This is a genomic window from Mycolicibacterium sp. 624 (assembly GCF_040548615.1).
Classification (GTDB): Bacteria; Actinomycetota; Actinomycetes; order Mycobacteriales; family Mycobacteriaceae; genus Mycobacterium.
In genome coordinates this window covers 504,770-521,359 of record NZ_JBEPRZ010000002.1, presented here as the reverse complement: position 1 = coordinate 521,359, position 16,590 = coordinate 504,770, and the positions used below count along the sequence as shown (strand labels likewise).

General features: G+C 65.2%; 18 protein-coding genes. 11 read left to right on the top strand and 7 right to left on the bottom strand.

The annotated features are described in order from the left end of the window. Window positions 1-52: 52 nt before the first annotated feature. Both ABIA65_RS09470 and ABIA65_RS09465 read right to left on the bottom strand, forming a co-directional pair. On the bottom strand, window positions 53-547 hold the full coding sequence (locus tag ABIA65_RS09470) for a hypothetical protein (RefSeq protein ID WP_354523355.1): 495 nt from the start codon (window positions 545-547) through the stop codon (window positions 53-55). Next, window positions 544-1,104, bottom strand: a complete 561-nt coding sequence (locus ABIA65_RS09465) for a hypothetical protein (protein ID WP_241403560.1) — start codon at window positions 1,102-1,104, stop codon at window positions 544-546. The genes ABIA65_RS09470 and ABIA65_RS09465 overlap by 4 nt, the downstream gene beginning before the upstream one ends. Window positions 1,105-1,339: 235 nt before the next feature. On the opposite strand from ABIA65_RS09465, the gene ABIA65_RS09460 reads away from it, so the two are divergent. Together ABIA65_RS09460 and ABIA65_RS09455 are read left to right on the top strand one after the other, a co-directional pair. Next, window positions 1,340-1,894: a hypothetical protein gene (locus ABIA65_RS09460; protein WP_354523354.1), complete on the top strand. Its 555-nt coding sequence runs from the start codon at window positions 1,340-1,342 to the stop codon at window positions 1,892-1,894. A gap of 72 nt (window positions 1,895-1,966) precedes the next feature. After that, complete coding sequence (locus ABIA65_RS09455; RefSeq protein ID WP_241403562.1) at window positions 1,967-2,659, top strand: cutinase family protein; 693 nt, start codon at window positions 1,967-1,969, stop codon at window positions 2,657-2,659. 13 nt (window positions 2,660-2,672) lie between these two features. Here ABIA65_RS09455 and ABIA65_RS09450 read toward each other — a convergent pair whose 3' ends face one another. From ABIA65_RS09450 to ABIA65_RS09440, 3 genes are all read right to left on the bottom strand, one after another. Continuing rightward, window positions 2,673-3,884 carry a DUF1501 domain-containing protein gene (locus ABIA65_RS09450; protein ID WP_354523353.1) on the bottom strand — a complete coding sequence of 404 codons (1,212 nt, stop codon included), beginning with the start codon at window positions 3,882-3,884 and terminating at the stop codon, window positions 2,673-2,675. Between the two features lie 12 nt (window positions 3,885-3,896). Beyond that, the gene (locus ABIA65_RS09445; RefSeq protein ID WP_354523352.1) at window positions 3,897-5,213 is read right to left on the bottom strand and encodes a DUF1800 domain-containing protein; all 1,317 of its coding nucleotides are present in this window, start codon (window positions 5,211-5,213) and stop codon (window positions 3,897-3,899) included. Between the two features lie 82 nt (window positions 5,214-5,295). Next, entirely contained in the window at window positions 5,296-5,739 is a 444-nt protein-coding gene (locus ABIA65_RS09440; RefSeq protein WP_354523351.1) for a hypothetical protein, read from the bottom strand. Between the two features lie 527 nt (window positions 5,740-6,266). On the opposite strand from ABIA65_RS09440, the gene ABIA65_RS09435 reads away from it, so the two are divergent. Next, window positions 6,267-6,728 (top strand): cupin domain-containing protein, encoded by a 462-nt coding sequence (locus tag ABIA65_RS09435; protein ID WP_241403566.1) that lies wholly within the window; start codon window positions 6,267-6,269, stop codon window positions 6,726-6,728. Between the two features lie 34 nt (window positions 6,729-6,762). Here ABIA65_RS09435 and ABIA65_RS09430 read toward each other — a convergent pair whose 3' ends face one another. Then, window positions 6,763-7,533 (bottom strand): DUF427 domain-containing protein, encoded by a 771-nt coding sequence (locus ABIA65_RS09430; protein WP_354523350.1) that lies wholly within the window; start codon window positions 7,531-7,533, stop codon window positions 6,763-6,765. Window positions 7,534-7,555: 22 nt separating this feature from the next. Then, a complete protein-coding gene (locus ABIA65_RS09425) occupies window positions 7,556-8,422 on the bottom strand; it encodes an LLM class F420-dependent oxidoreductase (protein WP_354523349.1) in 867 nt (288 codons plus the stop codon). Between the two features lie 105 nt (window positions 8,423-8,527). On the opposite strand from ABIA65_RS09425, the gene ABIA65_RS09420 reads away from it, so the two are divergent. From ABIA65_RS09420 to ABIA65_RS09385, 8 genes are all read left to right on the top strand, one after another. Continuing rightward, window positions 8,528-9,391: an SDR family NAD(P)-dependent oxidoreductase gene (locus ABIA65_RS09420; protein WP_354523348.1), complete on the top strand. Its 864-nt coding sequence runs from the start codon at window positions 8,528-8,530 to the stop codon at window positions 9,389-9,391. Between the two features lie 12 nt (window positions 9,392-9,403). Continuing rightward, window positions 9,404-10,477, top strand: coding sequence for an NAD(P)H-dependent amine dehydrogenase family protein (locus ABIA65_RS09415; RefSeq protein ID WP_241403572.1), 1,074 nt, complete (start codon window positions 9,404-9,406; stop codon window positions 10,475-10,477). Window positions 10,478-10,487: 10 nt separating this feature from the next. Further along, on the top strand, window positions 10,488-11,111 hold the full coding sequence (locus ABIA65_RS09410) for a TetR/AcrR family transcriptional regulator (RefSeq protein ID WP_354523347.1): 624 nt from the start codon (window positions 10,488-10,490) through the stop codon (window positions 11,109-11,111). A 193-nt stretch (window positions 11,112-11,304) separates the two neighbouring features. Beyond that, window positions 11,305-12,702 carry an amino acid ABC transporter substrate-binding protein/permease gene (locus ABIA65_RS09405; protein ID WP_354523750.1) on the top strand — a complete coding sequence of 466 codons (1,398 nt, stop codon included), beginning with the start codon at window positions 11,305-11,307 and terminating at the stop codon, window positions 12,700-12,702. Beyond that, window positions 12,699-13,472: an amino acid ABC transporter ATP-binding protein gene (locus tag ABIA65_RS09400; RefSeq protein WP_354523346.1), complete on the top strand. Its 774-nt coding sequence runs from the start codon at window positions 12,699-12,701 to the stop codon at window positions 13,470-13,472. The genes ABIA65_RS09405 and ABIA65_RS09400 overlap by 4 nt, the downstream gene beginning before the upstream one ends. A gap of 28 nt (window positions 13,473-13,500) precedes the next feature. Then, window positions 13,501-14,199, top strand: a complete 699-nt coding sequence (locus ABIA65_RS09395) for a DUF3060 domain-containing protein (RefSeq protein ID WP_354523345.1) — start codon at window positions 13,501-13,503, stop codon at window positions 14,197-14,199. 471 nt (window positions 14,200-14,670) lie between these two features. Then, window positions 14,671-15,699 carry an MmpL3/TtfA transport complex stabilizer gene (locus tag ABIA65_RS09390; RefSeq protein ID WP_241403576.1) on the top strand — a complete coding sequence of 343 codons (1,029 nt, stop codon included), beginning with the start codon at window positions 14,671-14,673 and terminating at the stop codon, window positions 15,697-15,699. 427 nt (window positions 15,700-16,126) lie between these two features. Continuing rightward, entirely contained in the window at window positions 16,127-16,558 is a 432-nt protein-coding gene (locus ABIA65_RS09385) for a hypothetical protein (protein ID WP_241403577.1), read from the top strand. The last annotated feature ends 32 nt before the right edge of the window (window positions 16,559-16,590 follow it).

Sequence of the window (16,590 nt, the reverse complement as noted above, 5' to 3'; positions counted from 1 at the left end):
GGGACCGACTGCACGGGCGCTGCCGGGCGCGGCCCATCAAGACGTCGTCATCTCACACCGCGAGCAGCCGCTCGAAGAACTCGCGATAGCGCTTGAGCGCGACGCGTAGATCCTCAGTCGAGGCCTCCTCGCCGCGAGCCCACTGCTCTTCGAGTCGCGAGCGCGCGTGCGAGAAGCCCGCAGTGAGCTGTTCGACAAGGTCAGAGACCAGGCCGTCGGCCTTCTGGACGCACTCCTTCGGATCATCGACGAAGCCTGCCTGGACGTTGTCCCAGCGCGCACGGAGACCCGCCAGCTCGTCATTGGCGAAGAGATCCTGACCGGTCGATGTTGCGGACGTCTCGCCGGCGCCGTTCGCGGGCATGGGTGTCGATTCATCCTGCGCGATGGTCGGTTCCGCCGCCGCCGCCGGCGCCGCCGTGGTCGACGGTTGGGCGGGGCGCTCCGATGATGGTTCGACGCGTTCGGTCTGCTGGTCACGGCGCTCAGGGGGCTGGCCGCTGTCTTCGGTCGAAGTGATATCGGTGCCCTGATCGTGGGTGGTCATGCGCTTGCCTCCTGTGACTTGTCCTGCTTTGTTTCGAGCAACTTCGTGAACAGTGCGCGGTAGTGGACGAACGCCTGGCGCTGCTGCTCGGTACCGACATCGCCTCTCTGCTGCGCGAGCTGGATGTCGTGTGCGGCGCGGTAGTTCTCGACGATCGTCGGATGATCCACCGAGATATCGGCTGCCTGGCGGTCGAAGTCGTCGACCGGATAGCCGCGCTCGCGCATGACCTCGGTGACGAGCAGGTCGGCCTCTGCGACCGCCTCCGATGGATGATCGACGAACGCGGTCTGAACCGCTCGCCAGCGGATGACATAGCCGTCCAATGCGGCGGGGGTCAGTGGATGAATGTCGAGCTTGTCGCGCTTCCGCTCGCGAGAGACGAGTTCCTTCTCGGCCGCTTTCTCGTCGCCAGCCTCGGACACGGTTCGGTCGTACTCCGGGCCGAATCGCTCCTTCAGCCGGTCGGTGTTGCGGCGACTTCTGCTGGCGATGACCATCGCCGCGACGAAGATCACGACGGCTGCCGCGACCACAATCCAAATCCAAACAGGCATTTCGTTCTACCTCCTACGGTTAGTCAGCCGCATACCCGCCCGTCGTCTACGGAAACGTCAATTCTTCTGGAGTGAATCCAAACTATGAATTGATCTTGTTCGCAACAACTTTCGGATTCGTCACATGCTGTGTGGCCGGGGCGTGGCCGGGGCTGGAGTGGCCAGGTTCATTCGGAGGTTGCTCAAGCGGATCGGTTTCAACGCGTAGAAACCGAGACCGCGTCACAATCATCGGATGGTGTCGATCCCGGCCGTCGTGTGGCGGGGCGGTCCGATCCGCCGAGGTGTGACCGTGGGTGCAGGCATCGGGCTGTTGCTCGGTGCGCTGGCGTGGCTGGACTCCGGGATGCTGATCGCGGGCGTCATCGTCCTCGTCGTGGTCGGTACCGGTTCCGGATTCTGGACAGGTCGCCGGATGACCCAATACTGGCCGGGCTCACACGAGTTGAGTGGTGCGCAGCGGGAGCAGGTGGTGGCCGCGGCGCGGCGCGGCCACCACGTCGGCGACGGTGCTCTCGCACCGGCCGTCGTGGACTACAGCCGCGGGCTGCATGCCGCAGCGGAGAAGGGCGAACGGCTGCGCTGGGTGATCGTGTTCGTCCTGGTCGTCGCTGTCGTGACGGCGCTGTGGGACGCCGTGCTCGGTTCCTGGGGCAACGCTGTCGCCTCGCTTGTCTATCTGGTCCTCGCCGGTCTCGAGCTGTTCTGGTGGCCCAAGAGGCGAGCCGAGCTGCTCGCCAATGCCGACCGCGCCGCGGCGATGGCACGCCAGATCGGCAGCGCCGGCTGACGGACGGTGACGCTGCATGCAGTCGGGCTCTGGTGGCTGCCCCTCTGTCCGCTGCTGTGACACCATGGACGAATGATTCGCCGTTCTAAGCATCGTGGGATCTTCGGGCTTCTCGCCGCAGCCGTCGTCGGCGCGGGAGCCACAGTGCTATTGCCGTGGGGCCAGCCGATCGCGTCGGCGGTCGCGTGTCCCGACATCGAGGTGGTCTTCGCGCGCGGCACCACCGAACCCGCGGGCCCAGGGTTCGTCGGACAGGACTTCACCGACCTGTTGCGGGCCCAGGTGGGGAATCGAACCGTCGACCTCTATCCGGTCAACTACCCGGCGATAGACAACTGGCCCACCGGTGTCATCGGGGTGAACGATGCCAGCGCACGCATCCGCCAGGTCGCTGCGGACTGTCCCAAAACCAAGGTCGTGCTCGGCGGGTTCTCCCAAGGTGCCGCAGTGGCGCAGATTGTGACCGCCGATGCCGATGGGGTGCCACCGAATTCGTATGCCTTCGGACAGACGACGCCCCTTGCTCCCGACGTGGCCGACCGCGTCGCCGCGGTGGCGCTGTTCGGCAAGCCGAACGCGCGCTTCCTCGGGATCATCGGTCAGCCGAACATCCCGGTGGGCGACGCCTTCACATCGAAGACGATCAGCATGTGCGCGGCCAACGATCCGATCTGTTCGGACGGACTGGACTTCGCGGCTCACAACTCCTACCCGGCCAACGGAATGGTCCAGCAGGCGGTGGAGTTCGTGACCAGCCGCGTCTGAGAGACGTTGTAGATCAGAGGAATCCGAGATCGCGGCGTCCCGTGCCGACAGATGGGGTCGGGTCCGAGTTCAAGGTCTTGCTCAACAGTTCGTGGTAGACATCGCGGAAGTCGGTCGTGGACTTGAGGTCGCCGTCATCGAGGTCGGTCAGGCTGGGTTCGTCGCCGTAGAACCCGCCCTTGACCGGTGCTCCCATGAGAAACACCGGACCGGCCGCGCCGTGGTCCGTCCCCTGTGAGGCGTTGGCCGCGACGCGACGGCCGAACTCCGAATAGGCCATCACGACGAGGTTGCGCCCATAAGTGTTGTTGCGCATCTGCTGCAGGAACGGCGTGACGGCCTCGTCGAGAGTCCGCAGCAGATCCTCCTGAGTGCCCCGTTCGTCGGCGTGGGTGTCGAACCCCAACAGCGACACCATGTACACCCGCGTCGGTACGGCCGCCTTCACGCATCGTGCGACCACGTCCAGCTGCGCCGACAGGGAGTCGACGTCGGCGTTCCTGCCCGCCGCCGTCGGGTCGACTCCCTTGATGACCCTGCCGAATTCGGGCTCGGTGACCGCGGTCGCACGGTAGCTGTTCCGCACCGCTCGCATCGCCGGAGTGTCGCGCGGATCGTCGGCGCTCAGCGCGGTGAGCGTATCGGTGATTCCCGTGGGGATCCGCGGGATGGTCTCCGACAGCGCCGAGGCCACCTGCTTCTCGCCGATCGCCATGAGTGGCAGCACGGCGCCAATGTTCAAGGCCCGCAGCGGATCGTCACCGCTGGTGTCAAGCCAGCGGCCGATCCACCCGGTGGACACCGGGTCCCTCGGTGAGGCGGTCTGCCAGATGTCCATCGATCGGAAGTGGCTGCGGTCGGGCTTCGGATAGCCGACGCCCCGAATGATGGCCAGGTGGTCGTGTTGCCACATACCGGACATCCCCTTCAGTGCGGGATTGAGGCCGAGCTGGCCATCGAGCGGCAGGACTTCCTCGGGCGCGTAGGCAAGGTCGGGTCGCGCGTCGTGATACGCATTGTCGGCATAGGGGATAACGGTGTTGATACCGTCGTTGCCGCCGTACAACGAGACGATCACCAGGATGCCGCTCTTGGGCGGCAAAGGCCGCTGCCGGCCCGCGGCGAGAAGGTCGGGAAGCGTTATGGCAGCGACTCCCGACAGCAGACCGGCGGCACCGACGCCGGCACCCGCGATGAGGAATTTGCGTCGGTTCCAGTCAGCCATTGTCGAGATCCACTATGCGGTCAGGTATTCGGGAGTGTTGACGGCGGCGGCGATCAGTCGACGGGGGTCGTCGACGACGTCCTTGAGTGCGGCCGCGGTGCTGTCGGTCCACGCACCCACTCCGATCAGATAGCCGGTCGCGTCGATTCGATCGGTACTGGCCGCCTCGTCGACGATCGACAGATCACCCAGCCCGGAGAACTTCTCGGCCGCCCACGCTCGTGCCGCTGTGCTGATGGTCGACAGCCATGCGTTTCCGTGTGGCCACCCGTTGACGTCGGGGGGATAGAAGGGGCGCTGACGCATGACCGTCAGTGCCACCAGTGTCGCGTCCATCAACTGTGGGTCGTTCAGTGGCACTTTCAGTGACCTCATCACCCCCACCATCCACTCAATGGGGGTGGATACGACCGTGCCGGAGGACGCGACGAAGTCGGGGTCCAACAGGATTGCCTTCGTCAACGCCTTGAGATCTCGGCGCGGACCGTACGCGGCGACGAGGCGATTCAGCACCGCCGGCGCGGGTGGGTTGTCGGACGCCAGTTGTCGCCACAGTCGGCTAGCAACGAAGGTCGCCGACTGCGGCTGGCTCAGCACCACGTCGCAGAACTCATCGTGACTGAAGTTGCCGGTCCTCCCCAGCACGGTCTTGACGGTTGAGTCGTGCTGATCCCATACCAGCGTGGCGCGGCCGCCGCGTCCGATGTACCAGCCGGTGAGCGTGCGTGCGCCCTCTCGTACGTCGGCCTCGGTGTAGCCGTTGGCGTGTCCGAGGGTGAACAGCTCCATGAACTCGCGCGACAGGTTCTCGTTGGGTTTTGCCGCGCTGTTCCCGACGCCGTCGAGCCAGTAGAGCATCGCCGCGTCGCTCAGCATCGCCACGGCCAGCGTGCGGAAGTCGCCCAGCTTGAGCGTGCGCAACGTCTGATTCTGCGCGCCCATCCACTCGGCCACGGGCACCTTCTGGGCTGATGTGGCGAAGTGGTTGTGCCACAACAGGGTCAACTTCTCATGGATGGGCTCTCGGACGCTGACCATTCGGCGCACCCACCACACGGTGAGGTCGTGCATCTGATCGGCCAGCGTGCCGGTGAAGGCGTCGAGCGCACTCGCGCTGACGCCGTCGGCAGGTGCCGCAGGCGTCAGCGGTATGGGGCGTGGGGTTGCCAGGGCACCGGGGTCGCGGTCGGGGTCCAGGGCAAGGATCGTGTCGAGGTGAGTCGAGAGGTCCTGGGTCTCGAGGGCGTCGATCTGGGGTCCCGTTGCGCCGAATCCTGCCCGACGAAGGAGGCGGGCGGTCGCCTGCCACCGTGCCGATTGTCCAGTCACGGGTCGACGACCACTCTCTTCCTGCCGAGACGCACTTGCTGAGCGCGCCTAGGTGCACAGCCGCCCTTGTCGCTCCGACGAGCTACCCCCTGTTGAACAGGTTTCCGATGCCCTTGAGCAGTCCGTTTCCTGCCTTGCCCACCTGGGAGATCGCATTGTTGCCCGCGGTGCCCACCTGCGCGATCGCGTTGTTGCCTGCGGTGCCCAGCTGAACCTGGCCGTTCTGGATGGCCGTGCCGGTCTGCGAGATCGCATTGGTGCCCGCGGTACCCAGCTGAATCTGAGCGTTGGAGATGACGGTGCCGACACGGGTGAAGATGTTGTCACTGGAGCTGCTCGCCGCCGACGTCGTCGCGCTCTTCGGGGTGACCTTGTTGCCAGTGTTCGTGACGACGTTGTGTTGATTGTCCGCGGCCGCGGTGCCCGCACCGGCGAGTGCCATACCGGCCGCAACGGCAACCGCACCTCCTGCAACCGCTGCGCCCGTCACGAACCTGCGTCCGATCGAATTGTGATGATGTGCCATGACCCGTCCCCTTGATAGCAACTATCTGATTGGATGCTAAAAAGTTACCACTCCTCGTCATGCAGATCACTAATCGCGGAAACATTCTTTTGGTCTCATTCACTTGATTGTATTGATGAGTGTTTGCGAATGGCTATGCTGCGACGGCGTTGATCTTGAATGGTCGGCTTGGTCGATGATGGTCAATGGCATGTCAGGACCGGTGTGTTGGCTGCTCCATTGCAGGATCAATCCACTGGCAGTCGGCCTGGATGAAATCGGCTGCATCGAGGGCATCCGGTGTCCGACGTGTTGGGGATTTGCTGATGGTTATCTTGCGCCGAGACGTCAATGGCGAACCGCCGAATATTTTTGACGATCTAGTTAAATTGCTGTGAACGAATTACAGCAAATTCATCGGAACTGTTGAACGGGTCTCGGGGAGGTGTTTGGGGACGCTGCCTCGTGTCGGTGTCCGCGGATTTCGCCGACGAGTCGCGTGCCGTTGAGCGACGCTTGGCCCGAGAACTAGCGAAGGGAGACACATGATGACTCGAGGACCTCGAGGGCTCTGCCTCATCGTGGCCGTGGGCGCGACGATCCTGAGCGTCGGTATCGGGCCCGCCATGGCGACCCCGGGCGAGGGGGACGTCGCGCGCACCGATCTGGCTCAGGGGGAGACCGATGCGCCGATCTCTATCGTCACCGACGGCGGGCAGTCGACGACCGTTCTGGTGCAGTCCCTGGTGCTCGCTCCCGGCGCCCACAGCGGCTGGCACACCCATCCCGGACCGGAGTACTCGGTGATCACCGGTGGTGTTGTCGCACTGCAGTCCGCGCCGCAGTGTGCCGCCACCCATTACGAACAGGGGCAGGTGGTGTTCATTCCGGCCGGCGTTGCGCATCGTGTCGCCAACGACGGCGCTGTCGACGCCAGTGTGGTGGTCAACTACACGCTGCCGGCGAACGCGCCCGTGCGTGTCGACTCGCCGGACGTCTGTCCGGCGTAGCGCGCACCCCGGCGTGCAGCGGGGAAGGGCTGGCTCAGCTGAAGTGCGTCTGGGGGCGCGCCAGCGGCACGCCGTCGACCGTGATGTCCACCTTCTCGTTGTAGAACGCCACCAGACCGGTGATCCGTGCGACGGCGGGCAGCGGATAGTGATAGGTCCACGCGAGGTCGGGGTATGTCGTCTCGCCAACGCGCACCGACCAGTAGCCCGACGTCACACCCTTGTACGGGCACAGCGTCTGGGTGTCTGACGGGACCAGATGCTCGAAGGAGACGTCCGAGCGGTCGATGTAATACCTTGTCGGCAAACCAGTTTCGAAGAGCAGTACCGGGCTGCTGGTGTTGGCGAGCCGCACGCCGTCGAGTTCGATCCGGATGTGGCGGTGTGAACGCAGCGCGTCGACACGGGAATACGGATTGCGCGGGTGCCCGTAGATCGGCTCGTCCTCCGCGAACCACGTGAGGTGGTCCCACTCGAATCGCACCAGGCCGGCGACGGGGCCGTCCCCGTCGTCGAACACGCGGACGGCGGACTCGTGCGTGCGGTCGGATCCGACCAACGAGAAGAGGTGCGACGCACCGAATTGCACCTTCTGCGGGTGGTTCTCATCGCGCAGGAACTCCGGGTGGATGTCGGAGCGCGGGATGTAGTACTGCGGGTAGTACGGCACCTCCCACACGTACCGCGCCGCGGTCGTGTCGAACACCAAGTCGTTGCCGAGGAAGCCGCGAACCCGTCGAGGTGAGGGCTCGACGCGACCTCTGGCCGCCGCCATCGGCGGGTAGTCCGGCTGTGGGGTGGTCATATCGTCCAATCCTTTCGAGGCGTTAGACGCTGGGGAGGGCTTCGGCCACTCTCGTCAGCACGGCGAGGTGGTCGTCCACGGTCGCGAGGCCGCCGCTCATGGTGTTGATCGACAGGTGCGTTGCGCCGGCGTCCGCCCAGGCCGCCACCTCGCTGATCACGGCGTCGTCGTCCCCGGCCCAGGAGGCTCGGCCCTCCATGCCGATGGCGGCGGGATCGCGGCCCGCTTCCACGGCGGCCTTGTCGACGATGCCGCGGGCGTAGTCGAGCCCGGAACCCGGGCCCATCATCGGGAACCAGCCGTCGGCCAGCCGCCCGATGCGTCGGTAGCCAGCCTCTGAGGCGGCCCCGATCCACACCGGGATCGGCCGCTGGACGGGCAGCGGCGCCAGGCCGGCGCCGGTCACCTTGTGGAAGTCGCCGTCGAACGTGACGGTCTGGTCGGACCACAGCAGGCGCAGCAGCTCGATCTGCTCGGCCGAGCGCTTGCCGCGGTTGGAGAAGTCCTCGCCGAGCGCCTCGTATTCCACGGCGTTCCAGCCGATTCCGACGCCGAGCCGAAGTCGCCCACCGCTGAGCAGGTCGACCTCGGCGGCCTGCTTGGCCACCAGTGCGGTCTGGCGTTGCGGCAGGATGATCACCCCGGTGACCAGTTCCACCGACGTGGTGATCGCCGCGAGGTAGCCGAACATCACCAGCGGCTCGTGGAACGTGGTGTGCACGTCGTACGGTCCGTTCCAGCCCTCGTGGACGGTCGGGTCGGCGCCGACGACATGGTCGTAGGCCAGCACGTGGGTGTACCCCAGTTCCTCGACTCGCTGCCCGTAGGCACGGACGGCGCCGACGTCGCCGCCGAGCTCGGTCTGGGGAAACACCACTCCAACGCGCATGTCCAGCCTTTCGGGTGACGACGATCGTGCCTGCCAGGAGTTACGACGTCAGCATGCGCCCACTGATTCCCTTGCCCAAAATCATTACACGTGTAATTCTTTGGCATGGGCACACTCGACGGCAAGATCGCGATCGTCACCGGGACCAGCAGAGGTGTCGGCGTCGGCATCGCCCACGAGCTGCTGCGGGCGGGCGCGACGGTCGTCGGCTGCTCGCGCTCCCCGTTGGACGGCCTGCCCGGCGCCGACAGTGAACCGGGGTGGTCGGACCGATCACTCCAGCTGGTCTGCGACCAGGCCGATCACCAGGCAATCGACTCCCTGGTGACTCAGGTCGTGGACCGGTTCGGGCGCGTCGACATCCTGGTGAACAACGCCGGAGGCACCGTCCCCGCCCCGCACGTCGAGGACGTCCCAGCCCTGGTGTCGCGCATCCAGGGCGCGCCGCGCTCCGACGACGACTATGAGCGCACCGTGCTGTTTCACGCGTTCGCCATCCAGATGAATCTCATCAGCCCGCTGTGGTTCGCCATCCGTGCCCAACGCCAGATGAAGACGCAGGACGGCACCGGCTGCATCATCAACATCTCGAGCGGAGCGGGCCATCCTGCCGGATCACCGACTCTGGTCTCCTACGGCGCGGCGAAGTCCGGGCTCAACCACATGACCCGCTCGCTGGCACAGGAGTGGGGGCCGCGGGTGCGGGTCAACTGCGTGGCGCTGGGGCCGACCATCACCGACAACTTCCGCTCGTTCGTGCTGCCCAAGGACGATCCGACCGGTGCGCAGTACTTCGACCCCATCCCGCTCAAACGCGGCGGCGAACCGGCCGAGGTCGGCCGGACGTGTGTCTTCCTCGCGTCCGGCGCAGCCGATTACATCAACGGCACGACCATTGAGATGGACGGCGGGATGCTGCCCGGCGTGCTCTACGACGCCGGCCTGAAGACCATCACAGATCTGCTCTGAGGGAGCCCCGCCATGTCACGTCGCGTCATCCAGTTCTCCACCGGCAACGTCGGCAGGCACGCCCTGCGCAGCATCATCGAACGGCCCGACCTCGAACTCGTCGGCGTTCACGCGTCCGGACCCGACAAGCTCGGCCGTGACGCCGCCGACCTCTGCGGCCTGCACACGCCGACGGGCATCACGGCGACCGACGATGTCGACGCTTTGGTGGCACTCGGTGCTGACTGCGTCGTCTACACCTCACAGGCCGAGACCCGGCCCCACGAGGCACTGGACCAGATCACCAGATTCCTTCGCGCGGGGACCAACGTCGTCGGAACGTCGTTCGTCTGGCTCGTCGCACCCGATCACGCCGACCAGTGGCTGCGCGAACCGTTGGCGAAGGCGTGCGCGGACGGCGATGCGACCCTGTATGTCAACGGAATCGATCCCGGCTTCTCAGGCGACACCCTGGTCCACACGGCGCTGAGCCTGGCGGCAAGAGCGACGTCGATAACCGTCCAGGAGATCTGTGACTACGGCAGCTACGACGACGCCGAATTCACTGGTGTGAGTTTCGGTTTCGGTACCGCACCTGAACACAGCCCCATCCTGTTCGCGCCGGGCGTGCTGAACTCGATGTGGGGTGCACAGGTACGCAACCTGGCTGACGATCTCGGCATCGAACTGGACGAGGTTCGCGAGAGGCACGACAAGTGGGTCACCCCCGAGCCGATCGACTGCACGATGATGCGCGTCGAGTCCGGCCGAGTCGCCGCGGTGCGATTCGCCGTCGAGGGTGTGCGCGACGGTGCCGTGGTGATCACCATGGAGCACGTCAATCGGCTCACCGCGGCCGCCGCGCCGGACTGGGCCTATCCGCCTGACGGGCGTTCAGGCGTGCACCGCGTCGTGATCGGCGGTAGCCCGGGCATCGAGATCAATGCGCACGTCGGGACATCCGGTATCGACCACAACGACGGCGGCGTCATCGCCACGGCCGCCCGCGCAGTCAACGTCATCGAGGCCGCGTGCCGCGCCCCAAGCGGCATCCTGGCCGCCCGCGACCTGCGACCGACGGATCACACCCGCGGGGTGCTGTGGTGAGACCGAGTCGATGACCGCGCCACGTCGACCATCCACGGGACGCCAGGCGCGCGCCGAACGGACCCGGGACACCGTCATCGACGAGACCGTCCAGTGCATCCTGGAGGAGGGCTTCGCGCCACCCAGCGTCAGGCACATCACCGGTCGCGCCGGTGTCACCTGGGGTGTGGTCCAGTACCACTTCGGCGACCTCGATGGCTTGTTGATGGCGGTGGTGGACAAGGGTTTCGGTGAACTGGCCGATGCACTGGCCGAGCTGCCCGACCTGGATCCGCTGTGGACCGTCGGTCAACGCACCGCGGCCGTCGTCGACGTGGTGTGGGGGGCGTTCTCCAGCCCGGTGTCGATGGCGGCACTGGAGATCCTGATCGCCACTCGGGGTGTGCGTGACACGGTCGCCAACACCCACCTCGCCAACCTGATGGACCGGCTCACGTCACTCGGTCGGCACCTCGGTGAGGGCCTCTCGGCCCCGAACGCCGCACAGATCGGCAATCTGATCTGGGCGACGTTGCGCGGACTGGTCGTGGCGCAGATGGTGTGGCCCACGCCTGTGGACACCGGGCGGGACCGTCAGGCGCTGGTCGACGTCATCACGGCCTACATCGTCGCGGGCGAATCCGACGGTCTCTGATTTCGCGGCGTGCTTCCGAGCCGTCCACCGAATCGGCCGCCACAGCATCGCCGTCCCGCTAGCGTGAGACCTCCCGCACCAACGTCACGATGGGAGCGCACGCATGCGAACCGGTCGGTCACTGCCAGTCAACGGTCGACGGGTGAGGTGGCGCATGCCGTCGCTGCGGCCGCTCGCCCTCCTGCTCGCCGCCATGCTTGTCGCTGGGCTGGGCACCGCGATGCTCACCTCACCGCAGGCGAAGGCGGAGGGCGAGACCTACACCGTCGCGACCGACACGACCTTCGCGCCCTTCGAATTCCAGGACAAGCAGGGCAAATTCGTCGGCATCGACATGGACCTCATCAGGGCCATCGGTGCCGACCAGGGCTTCAACGTTGACATCAAGCCGCTCGGCTTCGACGCTGCGCTGCAGGCGGTGCAGGCCAACCAGGTCGACGGCGTCATCGCGGGCATGTCGATCACCGACGAGCGCAAGAAGGTCTTCGACTTCTCCGAGCCCTACTTCGAGTCCGGGATTCAGATGGCGGTGCTGAAGTCCAATGACGAGATCAAGTCGTATGCGGACCTGAGAGGTAAGCGGGTCGCCGTCAAGAACGGTACTCAGGGTTCGGATTTCGCCAATTCGATCAAGGATGAGTACGGCTTCGAGGTCGTCTCCTTCGCCGACTCGTCGACGATGTTCGACGAGGTGAAGACGGGTAACTCGGTGGCCGTCTTCGAGGACTACCCCGTGCTGCTCTACGGCATCGCGCAGGGCAACGGGTTCAAGACCGTGACGCCCAAGGAGGACCCGACTGGCTACGGGTTCGCCGTGAACAAGGGCCAGAACGCCGAGCTGCTGCAGAAGTTCAACACCGGGCTGAACAACCTCAAGGCGTCGGGCGAATACGACAAGATCGTCAGCAGTTATCTCGGCGAGGCCGCGACCACCGACGACAACTCGTTCATCGGACTGATCAAGAGCACCTTCCCGATGCTCATGGCGGGCCTCAAGATGACGTTGATCCTGACGGTCGTCTCGATCTTCTTCGCGTTGATACTCGGCGTGATCTTCGGGTTGTTCCGGGTCTCCCGGTCCATCTGGCTGCGGGCCATCGGCACCACCTTCGTCGACATCTTCCGCGGCACGCCGCTGCTGGTGCAGGCGTTCTTCATCTACTTCGGCATCCCGTCGACGCTCGGGTTTCAGATGTCGGCGCTGACGGCGGGCATCATCACCCTGTCGCTCAACGCCGGCGCCTACATGACCGAAATCGTCCGTGGCGGAATCCAATCGGTGGACAAGGGTCAGATGGAGGCATCGCGCAGCCTCGGCATCGGTTACCTGCCGACGATGCGAAGGGTGATCCTGCCGCAGGCGATCCGCACCATGATCCCGTCGTACATCAATCAGTTCGTCATCACACTCAAGGACACGTCGATCCTGTCGGTCCTGGGCATCGCCGAGCTGACGCAGAGTGGGCGGATCATCATCGCCGGCAACTACAAAGCGTTCGAAATGTGGCTGATCGTCGGCATCATCTACTTCGTCGTCATCATGGCGCTGACGAAACTGTCCGACCGGCTCGAAAGGAGGATGGTGAAATGAGCAAGCTGATCCCCGAGGCCGCGGCCGCCGAACCCGCGGGCACCGTCAAGATCCGGATCGAGGGTCTGAAGAAGTCCTTCGGCGACCTGGTGGTGCTCGACGGCATCGACACGACGGTCAGCCACGGTGAGGTCGTGTGCGTCATCGGGCCGTCGGGTTCCGGGAAGTCGACCTTCCTGCGCTGTCTCAACAAGCTCGAGGACATCACCGGCGGCAAGGTCGTCGTCGACGACTACGACCTCACCGACCCGAAGGTGGACCTCGACCAGGTGCGCCAGCACATCGGCATGGTGTTCCAGCACTTCAACCTGTTCCCACACATGACGGTGATCGAGAACGTCACGCTGGCACCGCTGTTGACCAAGAAGATGAACAAGGCCGCCGCGGAGAAGAAGGCACTCGAGCTGCTCGGACAGGTGGGACTGGCCGAGAAGGCGCACGTCAAGCCCGCCACGCTATCGGGTGGTCAGAAGCAACGTGTCGCCATTGCCCGCTCGCTGGCGATGAATCCGTCGATCATGCTGTTCGACGAGGCGACCAGTGCCCTGGACCCCGAGATGGTCGGCGACGTACTCCAGGTGCTGCGTGACCTCGCGGAGGGCGGGATGACGATGGTGGTGGTCACTCACGAGATGGGCTTCGCGCGCGAGGTGGCGTCGCGGGTTCTGTTCATGGCCGACGGTCACATCGTCGAGGACGACACCCCTGCAGAGGTATTCGACAACCCGAAACATCCACGGCTGCAGGAGTTCCTGTCCAAGGTGCTCTAGCGCCCAGCGGCTGTGGCACGATCTGCCCATGGAACCTGAGGGCGACCCTGAGGCGCGTATCCGCGATCTGGAGCGGCGGTTGGGCGACGCCGCCGAGAAATCCGAACTCGGAGTAGGCGCACACGGCAGCTCATACGGCTATGTGCCGTCGCCCTCGGGGGCGTATCCGCCGCCGCCGACGGCACCGTGGGAGGCGCCGCCTCCGCCGCTCTCGCCGATGTCGAGCACGGGGCACTCACGGACCTTCGTGATCCCCGTGGTGATTGCGGTGCTGGCATTCGTCATCGCCGGTGGGGTGTCGTTGTATCTGTTCACCATGACTGCGTCGAATCCCGGCAACGGCACGCAGATCGCCGGTGGTGGTGCCGACCTGTCGGATTCGCCGCCGGAGGGGCCTTCGGCAGGCGGCGGCAAGACTCAGGTCCCCAGCAGGGAGGCAACGGTGCCCGACCGGCCGGCGCCCGGGAGCCATCTCACCGTCGCAGGCGTCGGTCAGCATAGGACGATCGCCTGCAACGAAACGACTCTCAGCATCAGCGGTATGGAGAACACCGTGACGGTCACCGGTCACTGCATCAGCGTGTCGGTGTCGGGTATGGACAACGCGGTCGCCGTCGATTCCACGGAGAGCATCGTCGTCTCGGGTTTCGACAACCGGATCGTGTTCCACACGGGTGAGCCGAAGACGTCGAGTTCCGGCAGCGGCAACACGATTGACCGGGGCTGACCGGGGCTGATCGGAGCTGATCGGGCTGATCGGCGGCCTGGCACCACCGTTCGGTAGCCTCGTGCAACGTCAGCCTCTTCGGCACCGCGCGTCACTTGCGCCAGTCCTTGCGCAATTTGACCGTGAGTTTGCTGTCGTGTCGCCTTGTGATCTAGACCTCATTTTCGAATACAAGACTAAGAGTCTTGGCGCGGAGTGGCGTTCGACACTCTCTCAATCGTGATTGCCACACCGCGAAAAGTGCTGTTACAGATTGGAAACCTGATTGCCAGCAGAAGATAACGAGTCGATAACGAAGAGTTTCCTAAGCGGGTACTGAGAGGTGAACGGGCAGTGTGCGATAACCCTCGTCTCGGGGCCTTGGAACGTCGGATTCCGTCGCTACACTCGACAAAGACCGCGCCTGGTACGGGCGCAGACCATTTCAAATCTAGGCCGGTGCACTGCATGCCGGCGGAGGTGCCAAGACACATGGCTAGTGGCTACATGCGCGCGCACGGTGTGACCGTCGACAACGCGGCTGCGGCTCTGCAGGGCGCCGTCACCATCGGACACGGGCCCATTGCGGACATCGCAGTGGATGGCGACACCCTGGTGGTGTCGAACTACGCCGACCACTCGATGGCAGTGCTGAACGCCGAAACCCTTGCCGTCAACGGGGGAGTGGCCGCCCGCGAGGCGTTCGCGCTCGCGGTGGCCGGTGACAGCGCCTATGTCGGTGTGGCGTCGGTCAGCTACGACGCCATCGCGGTGATTGACACGCGCACGGGCAATGTCACCGCCTCCTACCCGCTGTCCTTCAGCGTGACGGCGATGACCACCAGTCGCGACGGCAAGCGGATCTACGCCGGCCGCGCCGCTGATGGCGGCGTCGATGTCGCCATCATCGACGTGATCACCCAGCGCGTCTCCACGATCTACCTGGCCAAGGGCGACGACGTGGTGATCGACGCGATGCGGGTTGACTCCTCGGACCGCCGGTTGTACGTCGCCACGTCGGACTCGCGCGGCAGCCGCCTCATCGTCGTCGATCTCGAGAGCGGCGTCGTTCGGCGCACGCTCGAGGTCGGAGCGTCGATCCGCGGCCTCGAGATCGGCCTGGACAGCACCGCCTACGTGCTGACCTCTGACCTTCAGGACCGCGGTGTCCTGCATGTGGTCGACTTGGTCGCCGGCCGCATCATGGCCAGCGTCGAGGTCGCCACGGCGCCGACGCAGCTGGCCCTGTCTGCCGACGCCACCCGGGCCTACGTTGTCGACTACAACGAGGTCGTGGTGCTCGACACCGAGAAGCTCGACACCGTCGGCACCATCTCGGTGGGTGCCCGCCCGTCATGCGTGGCGCTCGGGGTCGACCGCCTCTACGTCGCTGACTACGCCGGTGGCGTCACGGCTTTCGCCGTCGCCGCGCCTGCGCCGATGCTTTACGCCCCGCTGATGGCCGCCAACTCGGCCGCCGCGGTGCCCACCTTCCGCGAGCTCGAGCCCGCGGGCGTCTAGCCCCTCTGTATGTCCCGCCGCCTCTGGGCGGTGGCAGAACGCGCGACCATCCGTGGTCGCGCGTTCGTGCGTCTGGGGCGTTCTACGTCGGCAGGCAGGGGAACTGGCTAACTAGCTACCGGCCGCGGTATCGGTGCCGATGGGTGGTTCCTGGCGGCTCGGCGGGTGCCAGCAACAAAAGCGCGGGTCAGGAATCGGTCCCTGGCCAATTTGCTGCCTGTTCGCCACAGCAACCTTCGAATGGCCATCCTTCGCTACTCTGACGTGCTGAGTCGGTACCTCCACGTCATCTCGTCAACGTAAATCGCGAGTCCAGCGGTGTGGTGTTGCGAGATCGGGAAACTTCTTTGGGTTGTGAGTTTGATCATGCGTTTGTGGTGGTAACCACCTATCAGTCGCGAAATTCGTTGCTGAAGGGAGACAGCTCATGGTCACGCAGAACAACTCAGTCGTACGTCGGCTCGCCACAACGGTGAGCGTCGCGGGTGGTGCCGCAGCTATCGCCGCCGGGATGGCGCTCGCGGGCGCTGGAACAGCCGCTGCTGACAACCAGCAGAACGTCACACGGGATGGCAACAAGTTCAGCCCCGGCGACAGGGTGTCATCGCAGTCGGTGCGGTCCTCGGCCTCGGCGACCTCTGACCCCGGCACCAACTTCCTGACCCAGGTCGGGACGGCAATCCAGAACGGTCAGATCCAATTGGGTACCGCGGGCACCAACGCCATCTCGCAGACCGGCACCGCCGTTCAGAACGCTCAGACTCAGGTCGGTACGGCCGGAACGAATGCGCTGACGCAGGTGGGTCAGGCCGGCAACGGCCTGCTCAACGGGATCGGCAACCTGTTCAACAGGGGCTAGGCACGGCACCCCAGTGTGATTTCGGCGCGCAA

What these genes read in the sequence shown, in the direction of transcription:
- ABIA65_RS09470 (WP_354523355.1), bottom strand. Translation starts at nt 547, where the DNA reads ATGACCACCCACGATCAGGGCACCGATATCACTTCGACCGAAGACAGC.
- ABIA65_RS09465 (WP_241403560.1), bottom strand. Translation starts at nt 1,104, where the DNA reads ATGCCTGTTTGGATTTGGATTGTGGTCGCGGCAGCCGTCGTGATCTTC.
- ABIA65_RS09460 (WP_354523354.1), top strand. Translation starts at nt 1,340, where the DNA reads ATGGTGTCGATCCCGGCCGTCGTGTGGCGGGGCGGTCCGATCCGCCGA.
- ABIA65_RS09455 (WP_241403562.1), top strand. Translation starts at nt 1,967, where the DNA reads ATGATTCGCCGTTCTAAGCATCGTGGGATCTTCGGGCTTCTCGCCGCA.
- ABIA65_RS09450 (WP_354523353.1), bottom strand. Translation starts at nt 3,884, where the DNA reads ATGGCTGACTGGAACCGACGCAAATTCCTCATCGCGGGTGCCGGCGTC.
- ABIA65_RS09440 (WP_354523351.1), bottom strand. Translation starts at nt 5,739, where the DNA reads ATGGCACATCATCACAATTCGATCGGACGCAGGTTCGTGACGGGCGCA.
- ABIA65_RS09435 (WP_241403566.1), top strand. Translation starts at nt 6,267, where the DNA reads ATGACTCGAGGACCTCGAGGGCTCTGCCTCATCGTGGCCGTGGGCGCG.
- ABIA65_RS09430 (WP_354523350.1), bottom strand. Translation starts at nt 7,533, where the DNA reads ATGACCACCCCACAGCCGGACTACCCGCCGATGGCGGCGGCCAGAGGT.
- ABIA65_RS09425 (WP_354523349.1), bottom strand. Translation starts at nt 8,422, where the DNA reads ATGCGCGTTGGAGTGGTGTTTCCCCAGACCGAGCTCGGCGGCGACGTC.
- ABIA65_RS09420 (WP_354523348.1), top strand. Translation starts at nt 8,528, where the DNA reads ATGGGCACACTCGACGGCAAGATCGCGATCGTCACCGGGACCAGCAGA.
- ABIA65_RS09415 (WP_241403572.1), top strand. Translation starts at nt 9,404, where the DNA reads ATGTCACGTCGCGTCATCCAGTTCTCCACCGGCAACGTCGGCAGGCAC.
- ABIA65_RS09410 (WP_354523347.1), top strand. Translation starts at nt 10,488, where the DNA reads ATGACCGCGCCACGTCGACCATCCACGGGACGCCAGGCGCGCGCCGAA.
- ABIA65_RS09405 (WP_354523750.1), top strand. Translation starts at nt 11,305, where the DNA reads ATGCTTGTCGCTGGGCTGGGCACCGCGATGCTCACCTCACCGCAGGCG.
- ABIA65_RS09400 (WP_354523346.1), top strand. Translation starts at nt 12,699, where the DNA reads ATGAGCAAGCTGATCCCCGAGGCCGCGGCCGCCGAACCCGCGGGCACC.
- ABIA65_RS09395 (WP_354523345.1), top strand. Translation starts at nt 13,501, where the DNA reads ATGGAACCTGAGGGCGACCCTGAGGCGCGTATCCGCGATCTGGAGCGG.
- ABIA65_RS09390 (WP_241403576.1), top strand. Translation starts at nt 14,671, where the DNA reads ATGGCTAGTGGCTACATGCGCGCGCACGGTGTGACCGTCGACAACGCG.
- ABIA65_RS09385 (WP_241403577.1), top strand. Translation starts at nt 16,127, where the DNA reads ATGGTCACGCAGAACAACTCAGTCGTACGTCGGCTCGCCACAACGGTG.